Raw genomic sequence first — 23424 nt, forward strand, 5'->3', positions numbered from 1 at the left:
GAGGGGGTGGGGGTCATGCGGTCATCTCCTGGTTCGGTCGTTCCTCGGCGTCCGGTGCCGGGACCGGCCCGGGTGCCGGAGGGGTGGCGATGGGCAGGGGCCAGGACAGCTGCCCGGGCCCTGACCCTGAGCGGGCACTGACCCGTTGCGTGCCGTCGGGGGCGAGGTGGATCCGGTAGGAGTCGGGGGATCCGGCGGCCCGCCAGCGCGAGGCGGTGTCCTGGATCTCGGCCCAGATGTCCCGTGGCCCGAGGCTGCCTACCGTCCACGCGCCGTCGGGCGCGGGCTCGGCGGTCATCCAGGATCCGCAGGCCGGCGCTCCGATGACGAGATGCTCCACGCCTCCCCGGCGGACCGCTCCGGGGTGCAGGGCGTCGTACGCGAGCCAGAAGCCACGCTCGGTCCATGCCGGCACCTCCTGCCGGCTGCGGGTGACGACGGCGCCCTCACCCGCGTCGATCCGGTCCCGAAACGGCTTGGACAGGTAGAGGCGGGGCAGCCCGTGGCCGGCCCGGTGCCCGTAGCGTGCCGGGCGCAGCTCTCCCGTCACCGTGCCGCCGGCGGTCTTGGTGATGACCGCGAGCGCGGGCCAGGACGGGGACCCGGAGGTGATGTGGGCCAGCGCGAGCCCCTGGGGTGCGAGTTGTTCCAGCCAGGGCGCCGGGACGGCGGGGACCGCGTACGAGGCGAAGATCCGGTCGTACGGTGCCAGGTCCGGCCAGCCGTCCTCGCCCTGCCCCGTGACCAGCGTCGGATACAGCCCGAGGCGGGCCAGGTGCACACGTGCGGCCTCGGTGACGTGTGCGCTGCTGTCCAGCGAGACCACGTACTGCGCGCCGCAGATCGTCGAGGTGACCGCGCACGTCACGCCGGGCCCGGTGCCCAGGTTCAGCACCTGCATGCCCCGCTGGAGGCCGAGCTGCTCCATGAGGCCCGCGGTCATGGTCATGCCGCTGGACAGAGAGGTGATCTCGCCGCCCTTCCTCCATGTCCCGGCTTCCCTGCCCAGGACCGGCTCACCGTCGTGCTGGGTCAGCACGCTCTCCCCGCAGTGCAGGACGTCGAGCAGCTCGGCTCGGTCCGCCGACTGCGCCCAGTCCAGGAGCTTCCACTCCGGCGGAGTCACGTCGTCCTCCGTGCGGCGTACGTACGCCTGCGGCATCAGCACCTCGCGCGGGATGGCCAGCAACGCGTCGCGCACGCGTCCTGGGTGCAGTACGTCTTCCTCTTCGAGGCGGGCGATCATCGCGGCCCGGGCGGCTTGTGGTTCCGGGCCGTTGTTCTGGAGTGGCACGAGGGCTTGAGCGCGGTCGGCGGCAGACCGGTTCATGGGCGGTTCCTTCAGGGAGTCGGAGACGGAGCGCGAGGCGGCTACGGCGCCGGGAACAGCTCAGGACCACCCGAGTTCGGTGTAGACGCGGCCGGCCTGGATCCCTTCGATGGCGGCCGCTGCGTACGGGACGACGCGCTCGGGAAGCCGTGTCGGGTCGTGCCAGTCCCAGGACGTGCAGCGGTCCGGCTCGCGGACCTCGGGTGTGCCCTGCCACCGCCGGGCACGGAGGAACAGACCGATCCGTGGCTGGGCCCCGGGCGCGTCGACCATGTGCACCACGTGGACCAGTTCCACCTCGTCCGGGTCGATCAGCAGTCCCGCCTCCTCTTCTGCCTCCCGGACCACGCAGCTCACCGCGGATTCCTGCTCGCAGTGGCCGGCGAGCAGGTGATGGGTGGAGGCGGCGAACGCGGAGGTGGGGTGGCGCAGCCCGAGGAGGACCTTCCCGTCCTCGCGCTGGAGGTAGAGATGGACACCCACGATGTGCGGGGCGCTGCTGCTCCCTCCCCGTGACCTTGGCCGTTGCTCCGCAACGGCCAACAGTTCCGGATCGGAGTGGGTGTTGGAGGCGGGTCCGGCCGCGTGCCGGCGTACGAGGTCGAGGGTGGAGGGGCTCAGCCTGAGGCGGGTCATCGTTTCGGGGCTGAACCAGGCGACCATGACCCCTTCCCGGAGGTCGACGCCGGCCGGATCGCCGGTCCACAGGCCGCAGAAGATCTGGACCGGGACAGCCATGCCGTTGGTTCCGGTGACCACCTCCACGGCGAACGGCTCGAGCACCGGCAGGGCGAGTCCGGCTTCCTCCCACAGCTCGCGGCGGGCCGTGGCCTCCAACGAGACATCCCCGGGCTCACGGCCACCACCGAGCAGAGCCCAGGCACCCGGCTCCCAGATCCCCTCGACGTCATCACGCAGATGAAGAAGGTACTTTCCCCGGCCGTCATGGATCAGCGTGGAGGCGTTGACCGGCTCGATGCGGCCGTTGAGACCGGAGGCCATGAGCTTCGCGCGCAGTTGCGGGGCCCTGACCTCGTCGAAGGCGCGCCACTCGGCGGCCGAGACCTCCTCCGTCTGCACGGTGACCTCGACGTCCCTGTCCACCAGCTGAAAGACGAAGCGGAAGTCCCAGTGCTGGTGAGCGCCTTCGTCCTTGACCGGGTTGGCGTCGACGCCGAAGACGTCGATGTCGATGGGCAGGGGGCCGTAGGCGGCGGTGGCGCACAGGGCACCGGGCGGGATGCCGGCCTCCTCGTGGACCTCGCGCAGCGCCGTCTCCAGCAGTGAGCGATCACCTGCCTCGACGTGCCCGCCTGGTGCCAGCATCAGCCTGAAGACGTTGTGGTGGATGAACAGGACACGGCGGTCGTGGTCGACGACGACCGCGCTGCACGTGATGTGCCCGGGCATGGTCGAGCGGCTCGTGGGCTCGGCGTCTTCGTCCAGCATCCGCAACAGAGGTGCGAGCGCGGGCGCTTCGACCGGGTGCTCTTCCAGGTAGGCGGTGACGAGAGCGCGGATGTGGGCGGTGGAGGGCGGCAAGGTGACCTCACAGAGATGGCGGATGAGGGGAGCGGTGGGCTGGAGCTGCCGGCGGGGCGCAGAGCCGAGGCACTGGCCATCAGGCGGACTGTCGTGGGTTCGGGACCTGGCTCACCGCCCAGGAGTGTTCGATTCCCAAAGGCGTTTGCCCGGTGTCGATGTCAGCTCCTACGGCGTCCTCCAACTGGGTGGCGGGATGGTACTGGTGCTCTAAAAACGCGCTCATCCCCGGGTCGTAACGGCCGGGAACGGATGATTCATAGAACGAATTTGCGGCTGCGGTGTGCGGGGCGGATCGCGCGGGGCTGGGCGGTCTTGAACTCACGCGTTCGAGTGGAGCCGGTGGAGCGGCACCCGATCGGCGGCTTGCCTGCTTCGGGCGGGTGCCGGCCTGTCAGCCGTGCGGTGGCGGTGGCGGTGGTGTCTGAAGAGGTCTCCGAAGGCGGAGACCTCCAGAGGCCCTGGCTAGCGGGTCATCGATCCTGCGAAAGATCGACGAGCTCCCTGAAACGCCCCCCTTCCACGGCGACGAGCTCGTCGTAGGTGCCCTGCTCGGTGATCCTGCCGCCGTCGAGGACGATCACGCGGTCGGCCAGGCGGCAGTTTTCCATCCGGTGCGTGACGATCACCGTGATCCGGTCCTGCTTCATGTCCCGCAGGCCGGTGAAGACCATGTGCTCACCGCGAGGATCCATCGCCGAGGTCGGCTCGTCCATGACCAGCAGCCGCGGCCGCCGGTGGAACGCCCGCGCACACGCAAGCCGCTGCCACTGCCCGCCGGACGGCTCATGGCCACCCCAGATCGAACGCGCAAGGAGCGTGTCCAGCTGCTGCGGGAACGCTTCGACGGCCTCGCGCATGCCGACCGCGTTCAGGGCATCCCACACGGCCTCCTCACCCCGCACGGGATCGGGCTGCCCGAGGGTGACGTTCTCCCGGGTGGAGAACGGCCAGTAGCCGTAGGACTGGGTGACCAGGCCGACATGCTGCCAGGCGGTGCGCTGGTCGCAGTCGGTGGTCGGGATGCCGTCCCAGGAGACCGCGCCGGAGCTCGGGACGGTCAGGGAGGTGAGCAGCCGGATCAGCGTGGACTTGCCGGCGCCGTTCTCGCCGACGACGGCGATGACCTCACCGCGGGTCAGGGTGAGGGAGACCGGGCCGAGCGCGGGCTCGTCCTTGCCGGGGTAGGTGTACGTGGCCTCCTCGAGCCGGATCTTCTCCGGCCCGCCCTCGATGACCTGAGGGCCGCGGGGCCCCGACTTCACGGCGGCCTCCCTCACGAAGGTCGTGTAGTCCCCGAGGTACAGGGCGTGCTGGAACATCGCCGCCCCGTAGACCACCAGTTGCGACAGCGCTGCGGTCGAGGTGCGCATGGCGACGATGGCCGTGCCGGCCGCGGCGATGGCCATGTACCCGCCGACCACCAGCGCGGCGAGCGCACCGTACGTCGCGACGACGAACACCCCGGAGCACACGGCGGCGATCAGGTAGACGACCAGGTACTGGGGGGCGGAGGACACCATCCGGGAGTCGATGCGCTCGCAGACGGCCGCGTACCAGGCGTGCGCGTACGGCCGCATGCTGTTGCCGCGCAGCTCCTCCGAAAGCTTCGGCGTCGTCAGGTGCCACCGCATCATGTGCTTGATGTTCCGCGAGGCGACCGTCGCGTTGTGCAGGCGGTAGTCCAGGCGTGCTGCGTACACGGACCCGAGGCCGCGCGGGACCACCGACAGCAGGAGCAGCGGCAGCAGCACGGGATGAACGAGAGCGAGCACGGAGGCGACGGCGACCATGTCGATCAAGCCGCCGGTGAACCCCAGAGCATCCTGCAGGAGCATCGCCGATCGTGCGGATCCGGTCTCGGCCGCCTCGGAGCGCTCGGTGAAGTCCGGGGCGTCGTAGGCCTCGAGCTCGACGTCCATGTGCGCGTCGACCATCGCGAGGTCGGCGAGGGTGGCCATGCCGGGGTTCAGCCGGCGGGCGGCGCTGCCGGAGGCGATCGAGGAGAGCGCGCCGAGCGCGGTCATCGCGGCTGCGATCACCAGCGGCCAGGCGGCGGCCGAGATGCGTTCATGGACGCCGTCGCCGGCCAGCAGGGGGACCATCGCCTTGGAGATCGCCGCGAGGGAGGCGGCCGTACAGATCCCGCCAAGGATCTGGGCGGCCACGAGCACGTAGAAGGCGCTGCGGTTCACGGCGAGGGCGAGCCGCGAGGTCTGCTTCAGGGCGGCCGGGACACGGCGGGCCATCTGCCGGAGCGACAGGGATTCCATCGTCTCGTTGTGCTGGCCCCAGGTGTACTTGAACTCCGGTGGTGCGGGGGCCGCGACGGGTTTCTGCTTCACGTCTTGCTGCTCGGACACGCGATATCTCCTTCAACCGGCGAGCTGTGGAGCCGAGTTCGCCCGCTCTCGCGCATGACGAGGAAGCGCGTCTGCACGGTGAGGTGAGCCGGACGCGAGAGGCGGGGGACTGGAGTGAGTGAGTAGAGCGCAGTCCGGGTGCCGGAGCAGCGGGATCTGGCCGACCTCGCGCTGGCGGCCTCCTTGCTGTGGGCGCTGATCATGTCGGGGAGCCGCCGTGCTGCTGGGGCGGCGGCTCCCGGAGGTTGGCTGGAACCAGCCGGTCGGTGGGGTCGACTGCCAGAAATCGCTTGCGGCGTTCGCTTCCCGGATCCGCCCGTCGTCCGAGGACGGAGGCCCGGCACGTCCCCGGCTTGGTTTCCGGGGCCGCGGTAGGGCGGAGTCGATGCCGTGGCGCTCCGGTGCGGTCGGAGCGGACGTGATGTCGCTCGGCGCTGCCGAGTTGTTCGCCCGCGCTGCGGGCGAGGCTGTCGCCCCCGCGCACGCGGTACCCGCGCTGTCCGGCCACGGCTGCGGAACCACGACGCACGCCTCCGGCGTCGCGACGGTCTCGGCGAGGAGGGCTGCGGCACGTCCGGTGCCCCCTCCGGCGGCTCAGGCGATCCGCTCGGCGGGCCGCCTCCTAAGGCAGGGTCGGGATCACCGTCGGCCGCGACTGGCTCGCCGTGGTCCCCGCCGGCCTCCCCGGCCCCCGCCCCCTCCTACGTAGTCCTCCCTACGTACTCCTCGGGCTACTGCCCCGCACCTGATCGGGGGGTAGTGGAGCCCGACGGCGCGGGGCTACCCTGGCCGGGTCTTGGGGGCGCTGTCACCGGGGGGCGACGTTGATCGGTACCGGCCGTACGGGTCTCGCTGCTGCGACCACGGCGGACGGGCCCGCCCGGCGGCTGGCCAGGGCCGCGGTTTCGCTGGCCCCCTTCACCGCTGCCCTCGTCGCCTTCAAGACGACCCTGGACTACCTGCTCCCCGAAGACTGGTTCGCCTCCTCGGCCTTGCGGATCGTCTTCGCGGGGCTCTGCTCGCTGTGCGTGGGACTGCTGCTGCACGTCTGGGGGCAGCGACTGGCCCCCGCTCCGCCGCCCGCCCCGCCGCTCCCGGACGGGAGGCCTCCCGCGGTGGACGCGCGCGAGGTACTCGGCGACGCCGTGCGCGGGGTCCTGGCCGAGTACCGGGAGGTCACCCGGCAGGGCGCCGAACTGGCCGGGTGGTCGCAGTACCTGGACGACCACCAGGTCCCGCCCACCGCCGTCGGTACCTCGTACGGGCTGCGCGTCCTGACCGCCTTCGACGTGCGGGAGCCACGGGCAGACCGGCAGCGCGTCCTGGGCTCCCTGCTGGCCCTGCAGAAACCGGGCGGTGGCTGGGCCGCGAGCACCCAGCGGGACCGGGGACGGCCGGAGATCACCGCATGGGTACTTGCTGCCATGGTCCGTTCCGGACTCGTCGACAGTGCGACGCGCTCCGCCTTGGTCCGGGTGCTGGAGGACATGCTCGACCCGGAGAACGACCCCATGGGCATGGATCGGACCACCGTGGTGACGGCCGCTCTCACCGCGCTCGCGGAAGTGGCACCGGCCTCACCCGCGCTGCCCGTGCTGGCCGAGCGCCTGCTCGGGGCCGGGCACCGGGACGGCACCGGCGCCGGAGCGCGGCAGCACTGGGGCGAGAGCGCGCGCGGACCGGGCCGGTCCGTGGCGCACACGGCGCGCGCGGTGTGCGCCCTGCATGCCTACGCGACCCGTGTTCCGGCCGCGGGCGCCCTCCTCGGCAACGAGATCCGCGCGGGCCTCACCTGGCTGTGCGAGGAGGATCCTGATCTGCGCACCACGGACGAACAACTGCGCCGGCCGGTGGGGGACGGGACCGTGGACGTGCTGGTGATCGGACATTTCACGGCCGCATGGGTCGCCCGGGCTCTGATGCTGCCGATCACCCACGAACTCCCTTCCAGTCAAGAGCGCTTGCGCACCGCCGTGGCGGAGGTTCTGCGAGGATGCGACAACGGGACCTGGCGGTGGCACGACCAGACGCGGCCGATCTGGATGACCTACCAGGGAGCAACGGTCCTACGGGACTTCGCCTTGAGGAACACGACATGGCTGTAGGGGCAGGAAATGCGGAGCGCCACGAACTCGTCGTGGCCAGCTGGAACTTGCACGAGGGGGTGAGTGCGCGAGCGGACGCGGGCCCGGCCGACCCGGCGGTGCTCGCCGAGGTCGCCGCACTGCTCACCGACCGGAGGGTCGATGTCGTCGCCTTTCAGGAAGTCGGCTTCGACGCCCAGGGCTTCTCCGAGCTCCTGTCCCGAGTACAAGAGACGACCGCGCTCCGGCACGTCGTCACCTTCCCCCTGCACGCCTCGTCCTTCTTCCCCGGGCGGCTCGGCGGAGTCGCCCTCGCGGGCCGCTTCCCCTGGCGGGACGTGCGCCGCGTCCTGCTGCCCAACCCCGGGCTGAGCACGGTCGTGGGGGGAAACGAGATCCACAGCCATGACAAGGGCCTGGTCCACGCCACCTGCCGCTGGGGCGACCGGGACCTCGGAGTGACCTCGCTGCACTCCTTCCCCTTCTACCTGTTCGGCCGTGACCCGGGCGAAGCGGAGTTCAAGGGGATCTGGGACGCCCTCGCCGCCGATCTTCGCGTCAGTGCGCGCAGCGGACCCGCTCTGGTCTGCGGGGACTTCAACACCGGAGACCGGGCGCTGGTGCTGGACCGCGGCTCCCTGCCCCTGTCCAGTGCTACGGCGGGCCGGGTCACCTACCCGCGCGGGGCGGTCGATGACGTGCTGCACACGGCCGACGCGGGACGGCCGCTGCGGGCCGAGGCCATCACGAACTTCTCCGACCACAAAGCGCTGCTGTGCGCGTTCGGGAACGTTCCATGACCGGCCCCGCAGGCCCTGCGGCCCCCGACGGTCCTGTGGCACGCCGGGTGCGACGCGCTGTACTGGCCGCCCTCGGCAAGGAGGGGACCCAAGGGGAGTCGAGCGCGATGGTCAAGGACCTCGTCGACCACTGGGGAACCCCCGGCCGATTACGGCCCCTGGTCGCCGAACTCGCCGAGGGCGGCGGTGATCCGGCCGGGCGCGCCCGCCGCTCCTACCCCCACGTCCTCGGCTTCGACAAACTCCTCCTCCTCGACGGCGGCCCCGCGTTCATGCTCCGGGCCCACCTCTGGCACCCCGGCGACGCCTCCGACCGGTCGCGGGAGGACATCCACAACCACCGCTGCGCCCTGGGGTCACGGGTGGTGCGCGGAACGCTCGGGATGGCCCTGTACGAGCCTTGCGCGGACGGCGGGATGCCCGCATTCCACTTCCGGGAGGCGCCCGGTCCCGCGCGATCCGACTGGTGTTTCACCCCCGTCGGACCGGCGCGGCTGCGCCTGGTCCACACAGCGCGGTACGGGACCGGGTCGAGCTACTTCCTGCCGCCCCGGACCCTGCACCGGGCGTGGAACGAGGAGCCGGGCGGCACGGTGACCCTCTACCTGGAACCGGGCCACGACCCCACCACCCCCACTGATGTCTACGCAGACTCCCCCGAGCGCGCGGCGATGACGGGCAAACCGCCCTTCACGGTGGGGGAGTACCTGGCCCGGCTGGCCGGTCTTGAAGGACTGCTACGGCCGTGACCCGGTGCGCCGCTACGGGTGGCGCACCGGACACCGGCCGCGGGGGAACTGCGGAAGCGGCCCCCACCCGGCCGATCCTGCACTGCTACGACCAGGCCCTGGCACGGGCATCCCGGCCGGTACTTGCCGCCACCGGCTGACGCCCGCCCCGCCCCCTGGCTATCGTCAGGGCAGTCAGGACAGGGAGGTGGCCCGTGCGCGGTGCCGTCAAGGGCGCATCGCTCGCCGGACTCGCGGCGGCCGTGGCCGTACTGGCCTCGCTCGCGGCCAACGGCGCCACGTCCGAGGACCGTTGGCCCGGCGTGCTCGACCGCATCCGGCAGCAGCCGTGGTGGTGGGTCGCCGGACTCGCCGTCGCCGGGATCCTCGTGGCCGCCGTCCTGGCCTGGAGGCAGGAGCGGCCCGCCGACGATCCGCCCGCCCCGTCCGCGCAAGCCGTTCCGGACTGGGTGATCGACCGCACCGAACGGGCACGCACCGTCAAAGCGGTGTGCCGTACCCGGCGCGGCAGCCGTACCGTCGCCATCACGACCGCCCTCGAAGGCGCCGGCGGCTTCGGCAAGACGGTCCTCGCCCGGGCGGTGGCCGCGAGTCCGCGCGTACGGCGGCGCTTCCGCGGCCGGATCTACGTCATCACGATCGGCCGTGACGTCCGCGGCCGGGCGGCGATCGCCGCCAAGGTGGCCGAGGCAACCCGCTTCGTCACCGGCGACACGACGGCCTTCGACGACCCGGGCCTGGCAGGTGACCACCTCGGCCGGCTCCTCGACCGCCGCCCCCGCACGCTCCTCCTCCTCGACGACGTCTGGGATGCCGAACAGCTCGACCCCTTCCTGCGCGGCGGCGCCCGCTGCGTCCGCCTCGTCACCACCCGAGTGCCCGGCGCCCTGCCGCGCGGCACCGAACGCGTCCGCGTCGACCAGATGTCCCCCGCTCAGGCCCGCGCGGTCCTCACCTGGGACCTGCCCGCGCTACCCGAACCCCTCGTCCGCGACCTCCTGGAGGCGACCGGACGCTGGGCCCTGCTCCTGCGCCTCACCAACCGGCTGATCAGCCTCCGCATCGCCACCGGCACCGATCCGGAGCACGCGGCGGCGGAGACCCTGCAAGGGCTCGTCGCGCACGGCCCAGCCGTGGTCGACTCCGACCCGGCCACGCTCGACCTGGACGATCCGGCCCGCCGCGCCCAGGCCGTCCGGGCCACAGTGGAGGCGGCCCGGACCCTGCTGCCGCCCGGTGGTGACCGGCGCCTCGCGGAGTTGTCCGTCTTCGCGGAGGACGAGTCGATCCCCGTCCCGCTGATCGCCCGGCTGTGGACGGCGACGAGCGGTCTGACGGAGGACGAGAGCCGTACGCTCTGCGCCGCGTTCGACCGGCTCTCCCTGATCTCGCTCACCCCTGACCACGGCGGCCGCGTCGCGATCCACGACGTGCTCCGCGACTATCTGCACAAGGAGTTGGGCGAACCGGCCGCGACCGCGCTGCACGGCACGCTCGCCGATGCCTTCGGACCCCGTCCCTGGGAGTCGTCCGAGGGATACGTCCTGGACCACGCGATCGAGCACCTGCTCGCCGCAGGGCGGACGGATGACGCGGAGCGCGTCGCGAGCGACCTGCGCTGGATCGAGACCCGACTTCACCAACGCGGCCCCATGGCGGCCTGGGCCGACCTGTTCGACGTCCCCACACGGCACGCGACCCGGCTGGCCGACGATCTCACCCGAGCCGCCCACCTCCTCACCCCGACCGACCCGCCCGAGCTCCTGACGAACGTCCTGCACAACCGCCTGGAGTGGCTGCCGCTGTGGCGCGACCGGATCGCGGGCCGGCGGGCCGCCCCCGAGATCGCGGCCCGACCGCTCTTGCGCAACCGCAGTACCCCGCCGGACCTGCCCGAACCGGCGCTGCTCCGCACGTTCCTCGGCCACACCGGACCCGTGTGGTCCGTCGGGCTCCGGCCCGACGGCACGTCGCTCATCACCGTCGGAGCCGAGGGGATGGCCCGAGGGCTCGACCCCGAGATCGGCGGCGAGTTCACCGTGGACGTCCGGGGCCCCGGCCGCTTTCGGGTCCTCGCGGTCGCCCCGAACGGCACCGACCTGGTCACCGGCGGGCCGGGCCGTTCCTTCCACACATGGACCTTCGACCGGTCCACCCCGCCGACGAGAACCCTCGGGCCGGTCGGCGGCCGCGGGGCATCGGTGCGGGCCATGGCGGCCTCCGGGAGCCGGATCGCGACCGTCGCCACGGACGGCACTCTGGAGATCTGGGATTGGAGCGGGACCCACCTCGCCCAGAACGTCCAGCAGGGTGACGAGCACACTTGCGTGGCGTTCTCCGCCAACGGTGCGTGGCTGGCCGTCGGCGGCCTCCGGCGAGTCCGGCTGATGTCCGCGGACCTCGCCCAGGTGCAGGACCGCGGTCCCACCGCCGGCGCTCCGGTGAACGCCATCGCCATCGCGCGGGACGGCAACTGGATCGTCTCCGCCGAGGCGAACGGCGTGCTGCAGATCTGGGACGAGACGCCGCCCCTCCACACGTCGCAGATCTCCGCGCACAGAGGCCCCGCCACCGCGGTGGCGGTCTCGCCGGACGGCACGTGGCTGGCCAGCGGCGGCGAGGACGGCACCGTCGCGGTCTGGGACCGGCTTACACGGGAGTGCCGCGCCCGGTACACCGCCCATGCCGGCCCGGTCCACGCCGTCGCGGTCACACCGGACGGCGGCCGGGTGATCAGCACCGGCGAGGACGGAACGGTAAGGGTCTGGGACAGCAGTGGGCCTGAGAGGAGCCGCTTCGGCGCCGGCGAGGGAATGCGGACGGTCACGGTCGTCGACGACGCCGAGCGGCTGGCCGTCGCCCACCGCGACGGAAGCATCAGGCTGTGTGACCCGTACGGTGACACCTGGAGCAGCCCCCTGTCCTCACGTCGCGGGGAGTACCGAGGACCGGTCGCCTTCGCGCCGCACGGCAGCTGGTACGCGGCGGGCCACCTTCACGGTGTGGAGATCAAGACCATCGACCAGCCGGCGGACGTGGACCCCGCGGTCCTCCCACTGGGCCCGTCCACCACCGCGCAGGCCCTCGCCGTCGCCCCCGACGGCAGATGGCTCGCCGTCGCCGACTCCGCGGGAGCGCTCCAGCTGTGGAACCGTCTGCCGCAGGTGCGAACCGCCACCGTGCCAGGTCCGTGGGATGCCGATAGCCGGGCGCACACCATCACCGTCGCACCCGACGGGTCCTGGCTGGCCGTCCTGCGCCACCGGCCGCGGCGCGGCCGGAACGACGCCGAGTCCCTGGTGCAGGTGATCCGCCTCGCGGGGGGCCGCGCCGGCGTCGCCCGCCAGGTCCAGATCCACCGAGTCGAGAAACTCACCGGCCTCGCCGTCACACCCGACGGCACCCGCCTCCTCACCGCGTCCCTGAGCGGAGACGTGAGCCAGTGGGACCCGCTCACCGGCATTCTCCTGACGACCGTCGCCGACCCCGACGGCCCCGTCAACGGCCTCGCGGTCTCCCCTGACGGCAAGTGGATCGCCACCGCAGGCTCCCTGCTCCGCGTCTGGGACGCCGCCACCGGCCGGACCGTCGCCAGCGTCCGCGCCGAGACGCCGCTCATTTCCTGCGTCTGGCTGCCCGACGGCCGCGGTCTCGTCGCCGTCGGCGAACGCGGCCTGCACGCACACGAGTTCCTGCCCTGAGGCGGCACCCCCACAGGGCACCGAGCCGGTCAAGGCCATCGAGTACATGGGTGGCGTCGCCTCCGCTTGCGCCGGTGCTTGTAGGCAGCTGATGGTGTGGCATGTGCGGGGGGCCTGCGGGTACTTGTCGGCTGATCGGCGCCAACGTTCCCCGGCCAGGAGGGCCGCCTCTCACCAACCCGATGATGACCCGGCCGTGAGCGGGGGATTGCTCCTGCCTGCAGCCATGGCATTCGGCCGGGACCGAGGCCGTGCTGCTTCGCGTCACGCCGACGGGAAGAGGGCGCTTACCTCATCACCACGTCCGACGCCGCCAAGTGCCTGTGCGGCGCGTACGCACGTTCACTACGGACCGTGGCGACACTTCTCCACACGCCCCGGCTTTGCCAGGAGTGGTCCCGGGCCGGCGCACCTGGCGATACCGTAGTCGGACAAGCCCGTTCGGCCCATGGAGTCCTCGATGAGCGAAGAGCCGGCACCTGCCGATCCTGTTTCCCGGCAGCTACTGGAGCCCGCGGCCGCCGACGCGGTACGCGCGTACGCGGCCAGGACCCGCGCCCAGGCCGACCAGTTCGCCGCCGTCCTGGAGGACGTCGCCACCAACGGCTTGCCCGACCCGGAGCTCTGCACGCCCTGGGAGGATCTGCGCGAGGCCCACCTCGTCCGGCTCGCCGCCCACCGTCCCGCCGTCGCCTGATGCCGGGACACGGACGCCGCCGCGCCCGCATCGCCTTCTCCGACGCCGCAGCCAAGCAGCTGGAGAACCTCACCAGCGAGGCAGAGATCCACGCCCTGGACCGCGCCCTGGTCGTCATCTCCGTAGACCCGGACGTCGGTGACCCGATCCCCGGCGACACCACGGGCCCCCAGCTGCGCCAGTACGCCGACGAGGTCGAAGCCGTCCGCGTCCTGTACTTCGTCACAGCGCTGCGCACCGTGGTGGTCGTGGCGTACATCGAGGTCTGAATCTCGCGGGGGCGTTCGCCGAGGAGCCGACGAGGCCCGAGCTGGAGGGGTTCGGTCCGATGCTCGCCGCCAACACCCATCTGTTGGGCGTGGGCGAGCCCGGGGGATGCCTCCGTCGTTCTGTCCCGCCCGGGATGCCGGTCCCCACTTGCGCCTGGTACGCGAGATCAGCGTTGCCATGCTGAAGACCGGCCTGTCGCGACTTGTGCCGCCGCGCCGCCGCACTGCGGGGTCGGTGAATCAGGGACGGTGTGCCCAGGCGAGGGTGGATCGGTGGAGGGTGGCGTGGAAGGCACGGGCTGCAGACAGTGCGTGCTGTTCGTCGAGGAAGGCTGTGGCGCGGGAGGGTTCGATGCGGCCGGTGTCGCGGGCCTGATCGGTGATGTCGTCGAGGGAGATGATCCGGGAGAGTTCTTCGACGGAGTTGTAGGCCATGAGCTCGACCTCGACGTGTATCCGGTCGAAGCCACTGTGGGCCAGGAGTCTGCGCAGGTGCCTTCCGATGTCCCGGTGGGGGATGTGCCGGCCGGCCTGGTCGGCCACTGCCCGTGCCGTCTCACGGTCGCGGGAGGCAAGGGTGAGGGAGGCCCAGTCCGGCTCGAGAATCCCGATCACGGCGCCGGGCCGCAGCACCCGGTGGGCCTGGGCCAGTACGGCCGCCGGGTCGGCCACGTGCTGCAGCACGCGCTCGATCCGGCATCCGTCGAAGTACCCGTCCGCGAAGGGCAGGCGCTGGGCATCGGCACGGACCAGCCTCGCCGGGTGCCCCAGGGATTGCAGGCGGTCCCGGCTCGCGGCCAGCATCGCGGCGCTGGCATCCACGCCGTACGCGCGCATGCCGTCGGATTCCAGCTGCACCAGCTCGTGCCCGGCACCGCACCCCAGGTCCAGGACCCGGCCGCCGGGCGTCGGCACGAGCCCCGCACGCAGCCTCTGCTTGGGCCCGTGCGGCGCGCGCAGGGCACGGTCGACTTGATCGAGGTAGTCGATCAGTTCCCGGTCCCGCCCGCTGCCGTCGACATCCGAGAAGGCGTTCATGACAGCTCCTCAGCGGGCACCCAGGCGGCCGGACCCCGCAGACCGCTCCCTCATGGTTGCTTCCACCCGGGCCGCCAGTCGCTGTGGCGTCATGATGTCACAGCAGTTCGAACCCGGGGCGGGGCCGCGGTGCGGCGGCTGGGTCCTCGTCGAAGACGGCCACGAACAGTCCGGCGCTGTCGGTACCTGCGATGAGCTCCACGGACCCGCCCTGGGTGTGCCGGACCGCGTTGGCGACGGTCTCGGTCACGGCCGGCGCGACACGGTCGCGCAGGTTCGGGTCGGCCGCGGCCAGGCCCCGGACGGCATGTCTGGCGGTGGCCACCGCCTGCGGACAGCGGGGCAGGCTGAGTGTGAGGGTGGTGCACTGCATGATGTTCTCCATCTCTGTCAGCCCCGAAGTCCGCAATGCGAGGAGCGCGCCCAGCAGGATCAAGCCCGTGCCGAGGGTCGCGCGCAGGGTGAGGCGTTCACCGAGGGCGAGCGTGCCCGCCGAGACGGCGACGACCGGCGCGAAATAGGTGATCAGAGCGGCTCTCGCCGCGCCAGCGGAGTTGACGAGCGCGAAAAGGCGGCGAAACCGCCCGCCGTGCAGGCCGCGCCGAGGACGAGCAGGGCGAGAGCGGATCCGGCTGTCAGGCGGGGAGCCGGCTCGGTGAACGCGGCCAGGGCGAGCATGGCCGCGGTGAGCGTGCTGGCGGGCTCCGTCGGGAACACACGGTTGATCAGCAGGGCCCCCACGGCGTAGCAGGCGGACGCGCACCCGTGGTCCCGGTCGGAAGGTTCCGCTCGGCGAACGCGATGAGGAGGAAGGGCGCCGCCAGCTCCACCACCGCCAGCGCGCGCCACCGCCTGCGCAGCAGAGCGACCAGGCCGCCGCGGCGCAGGGCGAACGGGAGGAGGACGAGTGCGCCGAGCGTGACCCGCGCCGCGACCACTCCCACCGGTCCCACTCCGCGGAGGGCGACACCGCGCCCCCGCACTCGCAGGCCCGACAGCCGCGACGGCCGACGGCCATACGGTCTCCTTCTCGTGGTGTCACCCGAATGCCGCAGTCGTCACGGCGGCCCGGAGCGCGGCGCGGGCCAGGGACGATGCGACGGGGTGGGCCCGCCTTCGGCCAGGGCCCGCCCGAGTCGGAGTGCGGGCGGCCCCTGCCCGGGTCAGCGCGGCGGCGGGCTGTCGAGCAAAGCCGTGAGCCAGCGGGCGACCGCCACCGCGCCGGGGTCGGGGTGGCCGAGTGCCCGGTCGCCCAGGTAGCTGGAGCGACCGCGCCGGGGGACGAGCGTGGCGGTGGCCGCCGAGCTGAAGTTCGCCGCTTCCACCGCGCGGGTCAGCGCCGTCCTGCCGTCGCAGCCCTTGGCGAGCGCGTCGCGCAGGGCCTCGGCGGCGGGGACCAGGGCGTCGATCATGGTCCGGTCGCCGACTTGTGCGCCGCCGAGTCGAGCGAGTTCGTTCGTGCCCTCGGCGAGCGCTCGGGACCACGCCTCGGCTGAGGGGGCGGCGCCGGCCGCTTCCGCCTCTTCGATGACCGCGGCGGCACGCATCAGCAGTACGGCGTACAACGGGCCCGAGGTGCCGCCGATCGCCCGGCGCACCGTGGCGGCCATGCCGCGCAGGACGGCGGCTGCGGTGTCGCCGTACGTGTTGTAGTCCCGCAGAACGGCCTCGGAGCCGCGCAGCAGGCTGGTGCCCAGGTCGCCGTCGCCCACTTCACGGTCCATGGCAGTGAGTTCCGGCTCGGCCTCGGACAGGGTCCGGCACACGTTCTCCACGTGGCCGCGCAGCGCTTCGCGAGCTCCGTTCGTACGGTCCGAGCCGACGTGCCCCGTGGTGTCGGGGCGGGTTCGCTTCGAGACGCGGCCGACGGCGCGGGCAGCCCGGCCCTGGTGTTGCGCAGGCCAGGCCGGGGCCGTGGTGGGGGCGTCGAGCCGGGCGAGTACGGCGTCGTCGACCGGCAACACGGACAGGGAACAGCCCGGCATTTCCAAGGCGGTGAGGAAGCTGCCCGTCCAGACGCGCTCCAGGACCAGGCCGCGCTCGGCCAGCCAGTGGGCGCAGCCGCGGGTGACGATGGCGAGCTCCATGGGCGGCGTACCGCCGAGGCCGTTCACCAGGAGGGCGACCCGGTCCCCTGCCGTGAGGCTGCGGTCGGTGACGATCTGCTCCAGGAGGGTCGCGACGAGCCGGTCCGCAGGCTCGACGGGTACCCGGCGCACCCCGGGCTCACCGTGGATGCCCAGGCCAAGCTCCAGGTCGTCAGCGCCGAGTTCGAAGTTCGGCCGACCTGCCGCCGGAACGGTGCACGGGCCGAGGGCCACGCCCATGGTGCCGACCGCCGCCGCGACCGCCTCGGCTTCCCGGGCCACCTCGTCGAGAGTCGCGCCCGCGGCGGCGGCCGCACCGGCGACCTTGTGGACCAGGACCGTCCCGGCCAGGCCGCGGCGGCCGGCGGACTCGCCGTCGGCCGCGAGAGCGACGTCGTCGCCGACCGTGACGGTCCGTACGTCGATGCCCTCGGCGCGCGCCAGCTCGGCCGCGAGACCGAAGTTGAGCCGGTCGCCGGTGTAGCTCTTGACGATGAGCAGGACCCCGGCAGGGCTCTGCACGGTGCGGACGGTGTCGAGGACGGTATCGACCGAGGGCGACGCGAAGACGTCACCGCAGATGGCCGCGGTGAGCATCCCTTCGCCGACATAGCCCACATGTGCGGGTTCGTGTCCCGCGCCTCCGCCGGAGACGACCGCGACCGTCCGCGGGAGGTCGGAGCGCACCGCGACGGTCTCACCGTCCAGGAGGGAGATCTCAGGGTGCGACCAGGCGATGCCTTCCAGCATCTCCCGCACCACATGCTGCGGATCATTGATCAGCTTCTTCATGCTTCAGCAATCTCTCTGTGCGACCGGCACCGGACCGGTGCCTGCGGCGGGGCGCCCGGGAACTGCGCGCGCCTGCAAGCGCGGGTGGGGATCAACTCGATCAGGCGTTGGTGTACTGGGCTGCGTACTCCTCGCTGGGCGGGACGACGGTGATGACGTCTATCAGGACACCATCGGGGGCGGCGAGGATGAAGTGGCGCTGGCCGAACTCCTCCGTACGCAGCGGCAGTACCTCGGGTAGGCCGGCCTCCGTCACGAGCCGCTGGTGCTCGGAGTCCACGTCGTCCACCTCGAAGTTCAGCAGCAAGCCGCCGCTGAGCGCGACCCGGTGGCCATCGGGGACGGTCGGGTGGGTGTGGTCGAGGAGTGCCAGCTCGTACTGCGGGGCGTCGGGGCGGCGCAGACTGACGTACCAGTCTGCCTCGAAGGTCACCTCGAACCCGAGGTGGCGGGTGTAGAAGGCACGGGAGGCCGCTACGTCCCGGGTGGCGAGCACGGGGTAGAAACCGCCCAGCTTGGCCGTGGGCATGGTCGTGAGTTCGTTCGTCATGGCAGACGTCCTCCACCTCTATTTCACATACCCTGGGTATGTGAACCGTGGAGTTAGCATACCCCCGGTACGCGAAATGGAAGGGGAAGTGCACACGATGGCGATCAACCGTGCGGAACAGCGGGCCGCCACGCGGCAGGCGCTGCTGGCCGAAGGGCAGCGGCGGTTCGCCGCCGACGGGTACCACCACGTGGTGCTGGCCGAGGTGGCGCGGTCCGCCGGGGTCACCAAGGGGGCCGCCTACCACCACTTCGACAGCAAAGCAGGGCTCTTCCGTGCCGTAGTCGCCGAGGTCCAGCAGCAACTGGGGGAGCAGGTCGCGACCGCAGCCGAGCAGTACGAGGACCTCTGGGAGCAGCTCCGGGCCGGCTGCCGGGCCTTCCTCGCCGCGGGGAGCGACCCGGCGGTGCGGCGGATCTTGTTGGTCGACGCGCCGACCGTCCTGGGCTGGGACGAGTGGCGGGCCCTGGACGAGGAGTCCTCCGCCCGGCACCTTGCGGAGGCCCTGACGGCGCTCGCCGCCGCCGGGCTCATCGCCGATGAGCCGGTGGAGCCCCTGGCCCGGCTGCTCTCGGGGGCGATGAACGAGGCCGCGCTCTGGATCGCGCGGGGCGGAGACCCGCAGGCCACGGAGCAGGCACTCGACCGGCTTCTGGCGGGACTGCGTACCCCGACCTGATGTCTCGCGCAGACGCTCAGCGTTCCTTCGAGTTGGTGCAGCCGCTGTGCGGTCAGGTCGACCAACGGGGTTCAGAGTGAACGTCAGTGGAGACGAGTGTCGAGCTCAGGTCGAGGCGGTGCGCGCGCGAATGCGGTGCGCGGTCCGCAGTCCCTGCTTGGCGGCGGTTGCCACGAGGCCGCCGAGGGTGGTTCGGGCGAGGTCGTGGGCGGCGAGGCGTTCCAGTGCCGTCAGGGCCCGGTCGTCGGCGGTGGAGCCGAGCGCGCGGCAGGCCAGTGCTCGGAGGTCCGGGTCGGGATCGGTGGTGAGGGCGATCAGGTCGTCCACGACCGGCGGGCCGAAGGCAGCGATCGCTGAGGCGAGATGACTGGCCTTCGGGTTCCGGCGTTCCATCATGGCCTGCCAGAGCACAGCGAGTGCCCGGTCGCCGCCGATTTGGCCGAGCGCCAGGGCGGCCCTGCTGCGTACCCAGTTGGTCTCGTCGTTCAGCCGGGCTGCCAGGGCGGGCACGGCGGCGTGTTCCTCAAAGAGGCCGAGCGCCTCGCAGGCACCCTCGCGGACCATCGGATCGGGATGCTCCAGCAGGGCGGTGATCAGCGGAACGGCCCGGCGGAAGCCGAGTTCGGCACAGGCCAGCGCCGACCACCGCACCCCGCGGTGCCCGGTGTCTGCAAGCGCGCGCAGTAGGCCCGGTTCGACGCTCGCGTCGCCGAACAGGGTGATCCGGTTGAGTGCCTTGGTCCAGACGGTGACATCCTGCGTCCGGTGGTCGGATGCGACCTCGGACAGGGCCGCTCGGGCCTGCGGATGGCCGAGCTCGGCCCACTCCAGCAGGGCGTCGATCGCCCGCAGCCGGATCGCGCGGTTCTGGCTCAGCTCGGCGGCGTGGACGGTGACGAGGGACGTCGGCCCGTCCGGCGGATGGCCGAGTGCGTCCCCTAGCGGGCCGGCGAGCGCTGGTTCGAGCTCGCCCAACCGCAGGGCCAGCGGGCCGATTCGGGTGCCGACGTCCGCGTCGTATCGGCCGTCGCCCCGCAGGTTCGCGGCCAGCTTGGCGACCGTACGGAACAGCAGCCCTGCGTGGTCCGGTGGGGAATCAGCGAGGGCGTCGAATCGGCCGGACATTGCCGCGGTGACGGCGGTCGGCGGGCGACCGGTGGCATTCAGGACCGCCTCCGCCCAGGCGAGTGGCTCGCCCTGACGCTCGTAGAGCTGGCGACCCCACAGGCGGAGGACGGCGTCACGGTGGTCGGTCATCCCAGGATCGTTCCAGCAGGGAACACCGACAGCCAACGGATTTCCTCGCGGTCCGTCGGGAGCCAGATCATCTCGGCATTGCTCCGCCAGCCTCTTCTCCTGGGATGAACGAGCCGAAGGGCTCTGGATGGGGCGACTTCCGGGACCTCGTCGACCGCTGCCTCGCCAGCGCCGGCCTGGTCATGGACGGCTGACCGACATGATGCATTCCAGTTCAGTAGGCGTCGCGTCTTCGCAGCAGAAGGCCGCCGGCAACGAGTGCGACGGCGGCCCATAGCGCGGTCACTCCGAGGCCGGCCCAGGGGCCGATGGGCAGGCTGCCGAGATCGGTGGTGGCCTGGATGGACAGCCCGGCACTCATCGGCCCGAGCTGCTGGAGCAGATGCTGCCAGTCCGGATCGCTGATGGTCTGGGAGATGACGGGGACGATGTAGAGCAGGCCGAGGACGCCCCCGATGCTGGTGGCCGAGTCCCGTACGACGGTCGCGATGCCGAAGCTCAGAAGGCCGATCAGAACCAGGTAGAGGACCGTCCCGAAGACTGCGCGCAGCGTGGGCCCGTCGGCCAAGGACAGGGCCTGGTCGCCGATGTCGGGCAGGATGAGCCGTCCGGCGAGCACCGACGCGAGGACGGCGGCCGTTCCGCTGACGGCCACGGCGCCGGTGAGGGCGATGGCCTTGGCCCGGAAGACTGTGGCCCGTCGCGGCACGGCCGTCAGGGTGGTGCGGATCATGCCCGTGCCGTACTCCCCGCTGATGATCTGCACTCCGAGGATGGCGACCAGCACCTGGCCGAGGTGGACGCCCGTGAGGGTGAGCTTGGTCGTGTCGCCGCCACAGCGGCCGGCCGTGCAGTTCACCACCGAAGTCGCCACGGCGCTCAGGGCGACCGTCACCGCGACGGTGCCGAGCAGCAGCCATCGAGGGCCGACGACGGTACGCATCTTCGTCCATTCCGCGTGCAACGCCGGTCTCATGCGTCCCTCCTGTCGAGGAGGACAGCGGCCACGGCCAGGGTTGCCGCCGCGTAGGCGGCCAGGACCGCGAGCCCGGCCCACGGCGCCAGTGGGTAGTAGCCGTAGTAGGGCGTGTAGTTGCTCGCGACCTGGTCGTATGACACGAGCGTCTGCTGGACGGCGAAGCCCGCAGCCGGTGTCACCGTGGCCACGGTGTTGGACACGCCGGCGGGCATGAACGGGATGGCGATCAGGATGTAGGGCAGCACGATGGCCACGGTGACCGTGGTGACCGCGCCCGCGCCGTGCCGGAGGATGGTGCCGACGGAGAGGGCCAAGACCGAGGCGGTCGCGAGCAGCGCTGCGGTCCCGAGCACCACCCGCAGTTCGGTCGCGGACGACACGGGGAAGATGTAGACGCCGTTGTCCCGGGCGAGCCGCTCACCGAACGCAGCCGCAAGGATCGCCCCCACCAAGCCGGCGACGAATGTGACGGTCCACACCACGAGCGCCTTGGCCACCAGTACCCGGCTCCGCTTCGGATGCGCGGCCAGGGAGAGGTGGATCATCGTGCTCCGGTACTCCTCGGTGATGAACAGGGTCCCCACGACGATCACTGCGACCAGCGCGGCGAACGTGCCGGTGAGGAGGTCCCGGAGGTGGCCTCCGGTCGGCAGGCTGTCGCGGACGGCGGGCGCTATGTCGCCGGCGCCGGTCACCGTGAGCCGGGCTTCGGAGCCCGTGATCGAACCCGAGGTGGTCTCCGGGTAGCCCGCGAAACTCGGCGATTCGGCGCCTACCTGGCTGCCCGTCCAGTTGCCACCGGCCCAGCCCCCTCGCGTGTGAAGGTCCCTGAAGACGGCCGTGGACACACTGCCGGCCGTGCCCCCGCCTTCCACGGCGGGCGGAGAGGCTACGAACAGCCCGACCTGCGCGGTCGATCCGAGCCCGCTCACCTGCACGGTTCCCACCTCGGTCCATTTCGTACCGTCGCTGGAGGCGTAGCCGGTGATCGTGTCGCCCGAGCGGTCCAGCCGCAGCCGGCGGGGGGCTTCTTCGGAGACCGGACCGGGGAGGCCGGCCGTGTCGTTGACGTAGTTGTCCTGCATCCGCACGCCGTGGCTGCCGGTCGCCATGATCGCCGCATAGGGCGATCCCTGTCGGGTGCTTTCCTTGATGATGAGCCCGGCCTTCGCCCACGGCACGGTGCCGGGCCGCAGGTCCCCCGGGCCCTTCGGGATGCTGCTCTCGAGTGCGGAGACGGAGACGGTGATGCTGCCGTCTCCGGCGAGTGGCTGATGCACGAAGTAGAAGCTGTCGGTGACCGGCCCTCCGCCCGGTCCGATCGGAACGGGCGGCGAGCCCTTCTGGTTGCCGCTGACCCCGGCGAGCAGGGCGACCAGCACCATCATCAGTGCCGCCGCCGTCACGCCGCCCACCCAGCCCCGGATCGTCCGGAACTTGGTCCATTCCGCGTGCAGCAACCGGAGGAACCCGTCCCGCCCGACGCGTTCGCCGGGCCGGGAAGCCGTGACGGCAGGGGTGGTCATCGCGGTACCTCCGTGGGCGTCGCGGCGCGGAACTCGACCGCCTCGCGGGTGAGTTCCTGGTAGACGTCCTCGAGGGTGGCACGGTGTGCCGACACCTCGGAGAACGGCACCGCACTCTCCCTCAGCAGCGTCACGATCCGGTCCGCGGGCATGCCGGAGACGGTGACGGTGTCGCGGACGGTGGCCGCCGCCAAGGTCACGCCCGCCCGCGCGAGCACCGCCCTCGCATGCGGGCCGGCCGTGGTCCGTACGGCCACCCGCCCTGCGGAGGCGGCCGCGATCAGGTCGACCACGTCGGCATCGGCGATGGCCTTGCCGCGCCCGGCCACCACGAGACGGTCGGCGGTGTCCTGCATCTCGCTCATCAGGTGGCTGGACACCAGGACGGCACGGCCTTGAGCGGCCAGCGACCGCAGGAAGTCGCGCATCCAGATGATGCCGTCCGGGTCCATCCCGTTGAACGGCTCGTCGAGCATGACGACCGGTGGGTCGCCGAGCAGGGCCGCAGCGATCCCGAGCCGCTGGCGCATACCGAGCGAGTAGCCGCCGGCCCCGCGGCGGGCCGCCGACGTCAGGCCGACCTGCTCGATCACCTGATCCACCCGTCGCGCGGTCAAGCCTTGCGAATGCGCCAGCCAGAGCAGGTGGTTACGAGCACTCCGGCCGGGGTGCACAGCCGCCGCGTCCAACAGCGGACCGACGTGCCGCAGCGGATACCGAAGGCTGCGGTACGGCTTTCCCCCGACGAGCGCGCTGCCCTCGTCGACCGCGTCCAGGCCCAGGATCACCCGCATCGTCGTGGACTTCCCGGCCCCGTTCGGCCCCACGAAGCCGGTCACCACTCCCGGAGGGACGGTGAAGGACATGCCGTCGAGCACGAGGGCGGCCCCACGGCGCTTGCTCAGCCCGGCGACGACGATCCCCGGGGCGCTCATCACAGCGACCTGACGGTTCGAAATGGATTCATGCCGACGGTTGTAC

At 71.9% G+C, this 23424-nt stretch carries 20 protein-coding genes and 1 pseudogene; 7 read left to right on the forward strand and 14 right to left on the reverse strand.

Translation table 11 applies throughout. The features are described 5' to 3' along the window. Positions 1-13: 13 nt before the first annotated feature. The 3 genes from ACFRU2_RS33200 to ACFRU2_RS33210 all read right to left on the reverse strand — a co-directional run bounded on the left by ACFRU2_RS33200 (position 14) and on the right by ACFRU2_RS33210 (position 5235). A complete protein-coding gene (locus tag ACFRU2_RS33200; protein ID WP_382979385.1) occupies positions 14-1330 on the reverse strand; it encodes a protein-L-isoaspartate O-methyltransferase in 1317 nt (438 codons plus the stop codon). Positions 1331-1390: 60 nt separating this feature from the next. Continuing rightward, positions 1391-2872: an NUDIX domain-containing protein gene (locus ACFRU2_RS33205; RefSeq protein WP_382979388.1), complete on the reverse strand. Its 1482-nt coding sequence runs from the start codon at positions 2870-2872 to the stop codon at positions 1391-1393. Between the two features lie 473 nt (positions 2873-3345). Beyond that, positions 3346-5235, reverse strand: coding sequence for an ATP-binding cassette domain-containing protein (locus ACFRU2_RS33210; RefSeq protein ID WP_382979391.1), 1890 nt, complete (start codon positions 5233-5235; stop codon positions 3346-3348). 824 nt (positions 5236-6059) lie between these two features. Between ACFRU2_RS33210 and ACFRU2_RS33215 the strand changes: the two genes are divergently transcribed. From ACFRU2_RS33215 to ACFRU2_RS33240, 6 genes are all read left to right on the forward strand, one after another. After that, complete coding sequence (locus tag ACFRU2_RS33215; RefSeq protein ID WP_382979394.1) at positions 6060-7340, forward strand: hypothetical protein; 1281 nt, start codon at positions 6060-6062, stop codon at positions 7338-7340. Continuing rightward, complete coding sequence (locus tag ACFRU2_RS33220; protein WP_382979397.1) at positions 7331-8119, forward strand: endonuclease/exonuclease/phosphatase family protein; 789 nt, start codon at positions 7331-7333, stop codon at positions 8117-8119. The genes ACFRU2_RS33215 and ACFRU2_RS33220 overlap by 10 nt, the downstream gene beginning before the upstream one ends. 47 nt (positions 8120-8166) lie before the next feature. Beyond that, positions 8167-8868: a hypothetical protein gene (locus tag ACFRU2_RS33225; protein ID WP_382979400.1), complete on the forward strand. Its 702-nt coding sequence runs from the start codon at positions 8167-8169 to the stop codon at positions 8866-8868. A 194-nt stretch (positions 8869-9062) separates the two neighbouring features. Further along, positions 9063-12569, forward strand: a complete 3507-nt coding sequence (locus tag ACFRU2_RS33230) for an NB-ARC domain-containing protein (protein WP_382979403.1) — start codon at positions 9063-9065, stop codon at positions 12567-12569. 460 nt (positions 12570-13029) lie between these two features. Then, positions 13030-13266, forward strand: a complete 237-nt coding sequence (locus ACFRU2_RS33235) for a hypothetical protein (RefSeq protein ID WP_382979406.1) — start codon at positions 13030-13032, stop codon at positions 13264-13266. Next, on the forward strand, positions 13266-13535 hold the full coding sequence (locus tag ACFRU2_RS33240) for a hypothetical protein (RefSeq protein WP_382979409.1): 270 nt from the start codon (positions 13266-13268) through the stop codon (positions 13533-13535). The genes ACFRU2_RS33235 and ACFRU2_RS33240 overlap by 1 nt, the downstream gene beginning before the upstream one ends. A gap of 240 nt (positions 13536-13775) precedes the next feature. Here the strand turns inward: ACFRU2_RS33240 and ACFRU2_RS33245 are convergent, their stop codons facing one another. From ACFRU2_RS33245 to ACFRU2_RS33275, 7 genes and pseudogenes are all read right to left on the reverse strand, one after another. After that, complete coding sequence (locus tag ACFRU2_RS33245) at positions 13776-14573, reverse strand: methyltransferase domain-containing protein (protein ID WP_382979412.1); 798 nt, start codon at positions 14571-14573, stop codon at positions 13776-13778. Between the two features lie 97 nt (positions 14574-14670). Beyond that, positions 14671-14946, reverse strand: coding sequence for an ATP-binding protein (locus tag ACFRU2_RS33250; RefSeq protein ID WP_382979544.1), 276 nt, complete (start codon positions 14944-14946; stop codon positions 14671-14673). Positions 14947-15039: 93 nt separating this feature from the next. Then, a pseudogene (locus ACFRU2_RS33255) lies at positions 15040-15102 on the reverse strand (hypothetical protein); the annotation flags it as partial. Then, the gene (locus ACFRU2_RS33260) at positions 15099-15290 is read right to left on the reverse strand and encodes a hypothetical protein (protein WP_382979546.1); all 192 of its coding nucleotides are present in this window, start codon (positions 15288-15290) and stop codon (positions 15099-15101) included. The pseudogene ACFRU2_RS33255 and the gene ACFRU2_RS33260, both read right to left, overlap by 4 nt. Before the next feature lie 8 nt (positions 15291-15298). Further along, on the reverse strand, positions 15299-15517 hold the full coding sequence (locus tag ACFRU2_RS33265) for a hypothetical protein (RefSeq protein ID WP_382979415.1): 219 nt from the start codon (positions 15515-15517) through the stop codon (positions 15299-15301). A gap of 219 nt (positions 15518-15736) precedes the next feature. Next, a complete protein-coding gene (locus ACFRU2_RS33270; RefSeq protein WP_382979418.1) occupies positions 15737-17452 on the reverse strand; it encodes a dihydroxyacetone kinase family protein in 1716 nt (571 codons plus the stop codon). Between the two features lie 100 nt (positions 17453-17552). Then, entirely contained in the window at positions 17553-18002 is a 450-nt protein-coding gene (locus ACFRU2_RS33275; protein WP_382979420.1) for a VOC family protein, read from the reverse strand. Between the two features lie 97 nt (positions 18003-18099). Here ACFRU2_RS33275 and ACFRU2_RS33280 point away from each other — a divergent pair, with 97 nt between their 5' ends. Next, positions 18100-18681: a TetR/AcrR family transcriptional regulator gene (locus ACFRU2_RS33280; protein ID WP_382979423.1), complete on the forward strand. Its 582-nt coding sequence runs from the start codon at positions 18100-18102 to the stop codon at positions 18679-18681. Positions 18682-18786: 105 nt separating this feature from the next. Here ACFRU2_RS33280 and ACFRU2_RS33285 read toward each other — a convergent pair whose 3' ends face one another. The 4 genes from ACFRU2_RS33285 to ACFRU2_RS33300 form a co-directional block, all read right to left on the reverse strand. Further along, positions 18787-19938 carry a HEAT repeat domain-containing protein gene (locus ACFRU2_RS33285; protein WP_382979426.1) on the reverse strand — a complete coding sequence of 384 codons (1152 nt, stop codon included), beginning with the start codon at positions 19936-19938 and terminating at the stop codon, positions 18787-18789. A 214-nt stretch (positions 19939-20152) separates the two neighbouring features. Next, positions 20153-20914, reverse strand: coding sequence for an ABC transporter permease subunit (locus ACFRU2_RS33290; RefSeq protein WP_382979429.1), 762 nt, complete (start codon positions 20912-20914; stop codon positions 20153-20155). After that, the gene (locus tag ACFRU2_RS33295) at positions 20911-22443 is read right to left on the reverse strand and encodes an ABC transporter permease subunit (protein ID WP_382979433.1); all 1533 of its coding nucleotides are present in this window, start codon (positions 22441-22443) and stop codon (positions 20911-20913) included. Before ACFRU2_RS33295 ends, ACFRU2_RS33290 begins: the two co-directional genes overlap by 4 nt. Then, positions 22440-23378, reverse strand: coding sequence for an ATP-binding cassette domain-containing protein (locus ACFRU2_RS33300; RefSeq protein ID WP_382979436.1), 939 nt, complete (start codon positions 23376-23378; stop codon positions 22440-22442). The genes ACFRU2_RS33295 and ACFRU2_RS33300 overlap by 4 nt, the downstream gene beginning before the upstream one ends. Between the last annotated feature and the right edge of the window lie 46 nt (positions 23379-23424).

The organism is Streptomyces sp. NPDC056883 (assembly GCF_042788835.1).
Classification (GTDB): domain Bacteria; phylum Actinomycetota; class Actinomycetes; order Streptomycetales; family Streptomycetaceae; genus Streptomyces; species Streptomyces stoeckheimensis.

Bases quoted from the DNA above. Each gene is read 5' to 3' on its own strand.
- ACFRU2_RS33235 (WP_382979406.1), top strand. From the start codon at position 13,030: ATGAGCGAAGAGCCGGCACCTGCCGATCCTGTTTCCCGGCAGCTACTG.
- ACFRU2_RS33250 (WP_382979544.1), bottom strand. From the start codon at position 14,946: ATGCAGTGCACCACCCTCACACTCAGCCTGCCCCGCTGTCCGCAGGCG.
- ACFRU2_RS33275 (WP_382979420.1), bottom strand. From the start codon at position 18,002: ATGACGAACGAACTCACGACCATGCCCACGGCCAAGCTGGGCGGTTTC.
- ACFRU2_RS33295 (WP_382979433.1), bottom strand. From the start codon at position 22,443: ATGACCACCCCTGCCGTCACGGCTTCCCGGCCCGGCGAACGCGTCGGG.
- ACFRU2_RS33290 (WP_382979429.1), bottom strand. From the start codon at position 20,914: ATGAGACCGGCGTTGCACGCGGAATGGACGAAGATGCGTACCGTCGTC.
- ACFRU2_RS33280 (WP_382979423.1), top strand. From the start codon at position 18,100: ATGGCGATCAACCGTGCGGAACAGCGGGCCGCCACGCGGCAGGCGCTG.
- ACFRU2_RS33270 (WP_382979418.1), bottom strand. From the start codon at position 17,452: ATGAAGAAGCTGATCAATGATCCGCAGCATGTGGTGCGGGAGATGCTG.
- ACFRU2_RS33240 (WP_382979409.1), top strand. From the start codon at position 13,266: ATGCCGGGACACGGACGCCGCCGCGCCCGCATCGCCTTCTCCGACGCC.
- ACFRU2_RS33300 (WP_382979436.1), bottom strand. From the start codon at position 23,378: ATGAGCGCCCCGGGGATCGTCGTCGCCGGGCTGAGCAAGCGCCGTGGG.
- ACFRU2_RS33220 (WP_382979397.1), top strand. From the start codon at position 7,331: ATGGCTGTAGGGGCAGGAAATGCGGAGCGCCACGAACTCGTCGTGGCC.
- ACFRU2_RS33285 (WP_382979426.1), bottom strand. From the start codon at position 19,938: ATGACCGACCACCGTGACGCCGTCCTCCGCCTGTGGGGTCGCCAGCTC.
- ACFRU2_RS33245 (WP_382979412.1), bottom strand. From the start codon at position 14,573: ATGAACGCCTTCTCGGATGTCGACGGCAGCGGGCGGGACCGGGAACTG.
- ACFRU2_RS33200 (WP_382979385.1), bottom strand. From the start codon at position 1,330: ATGAACCGGTCTGCCGCCGACCGCGCTCAAGCCCTCGTGCCACTCCAG.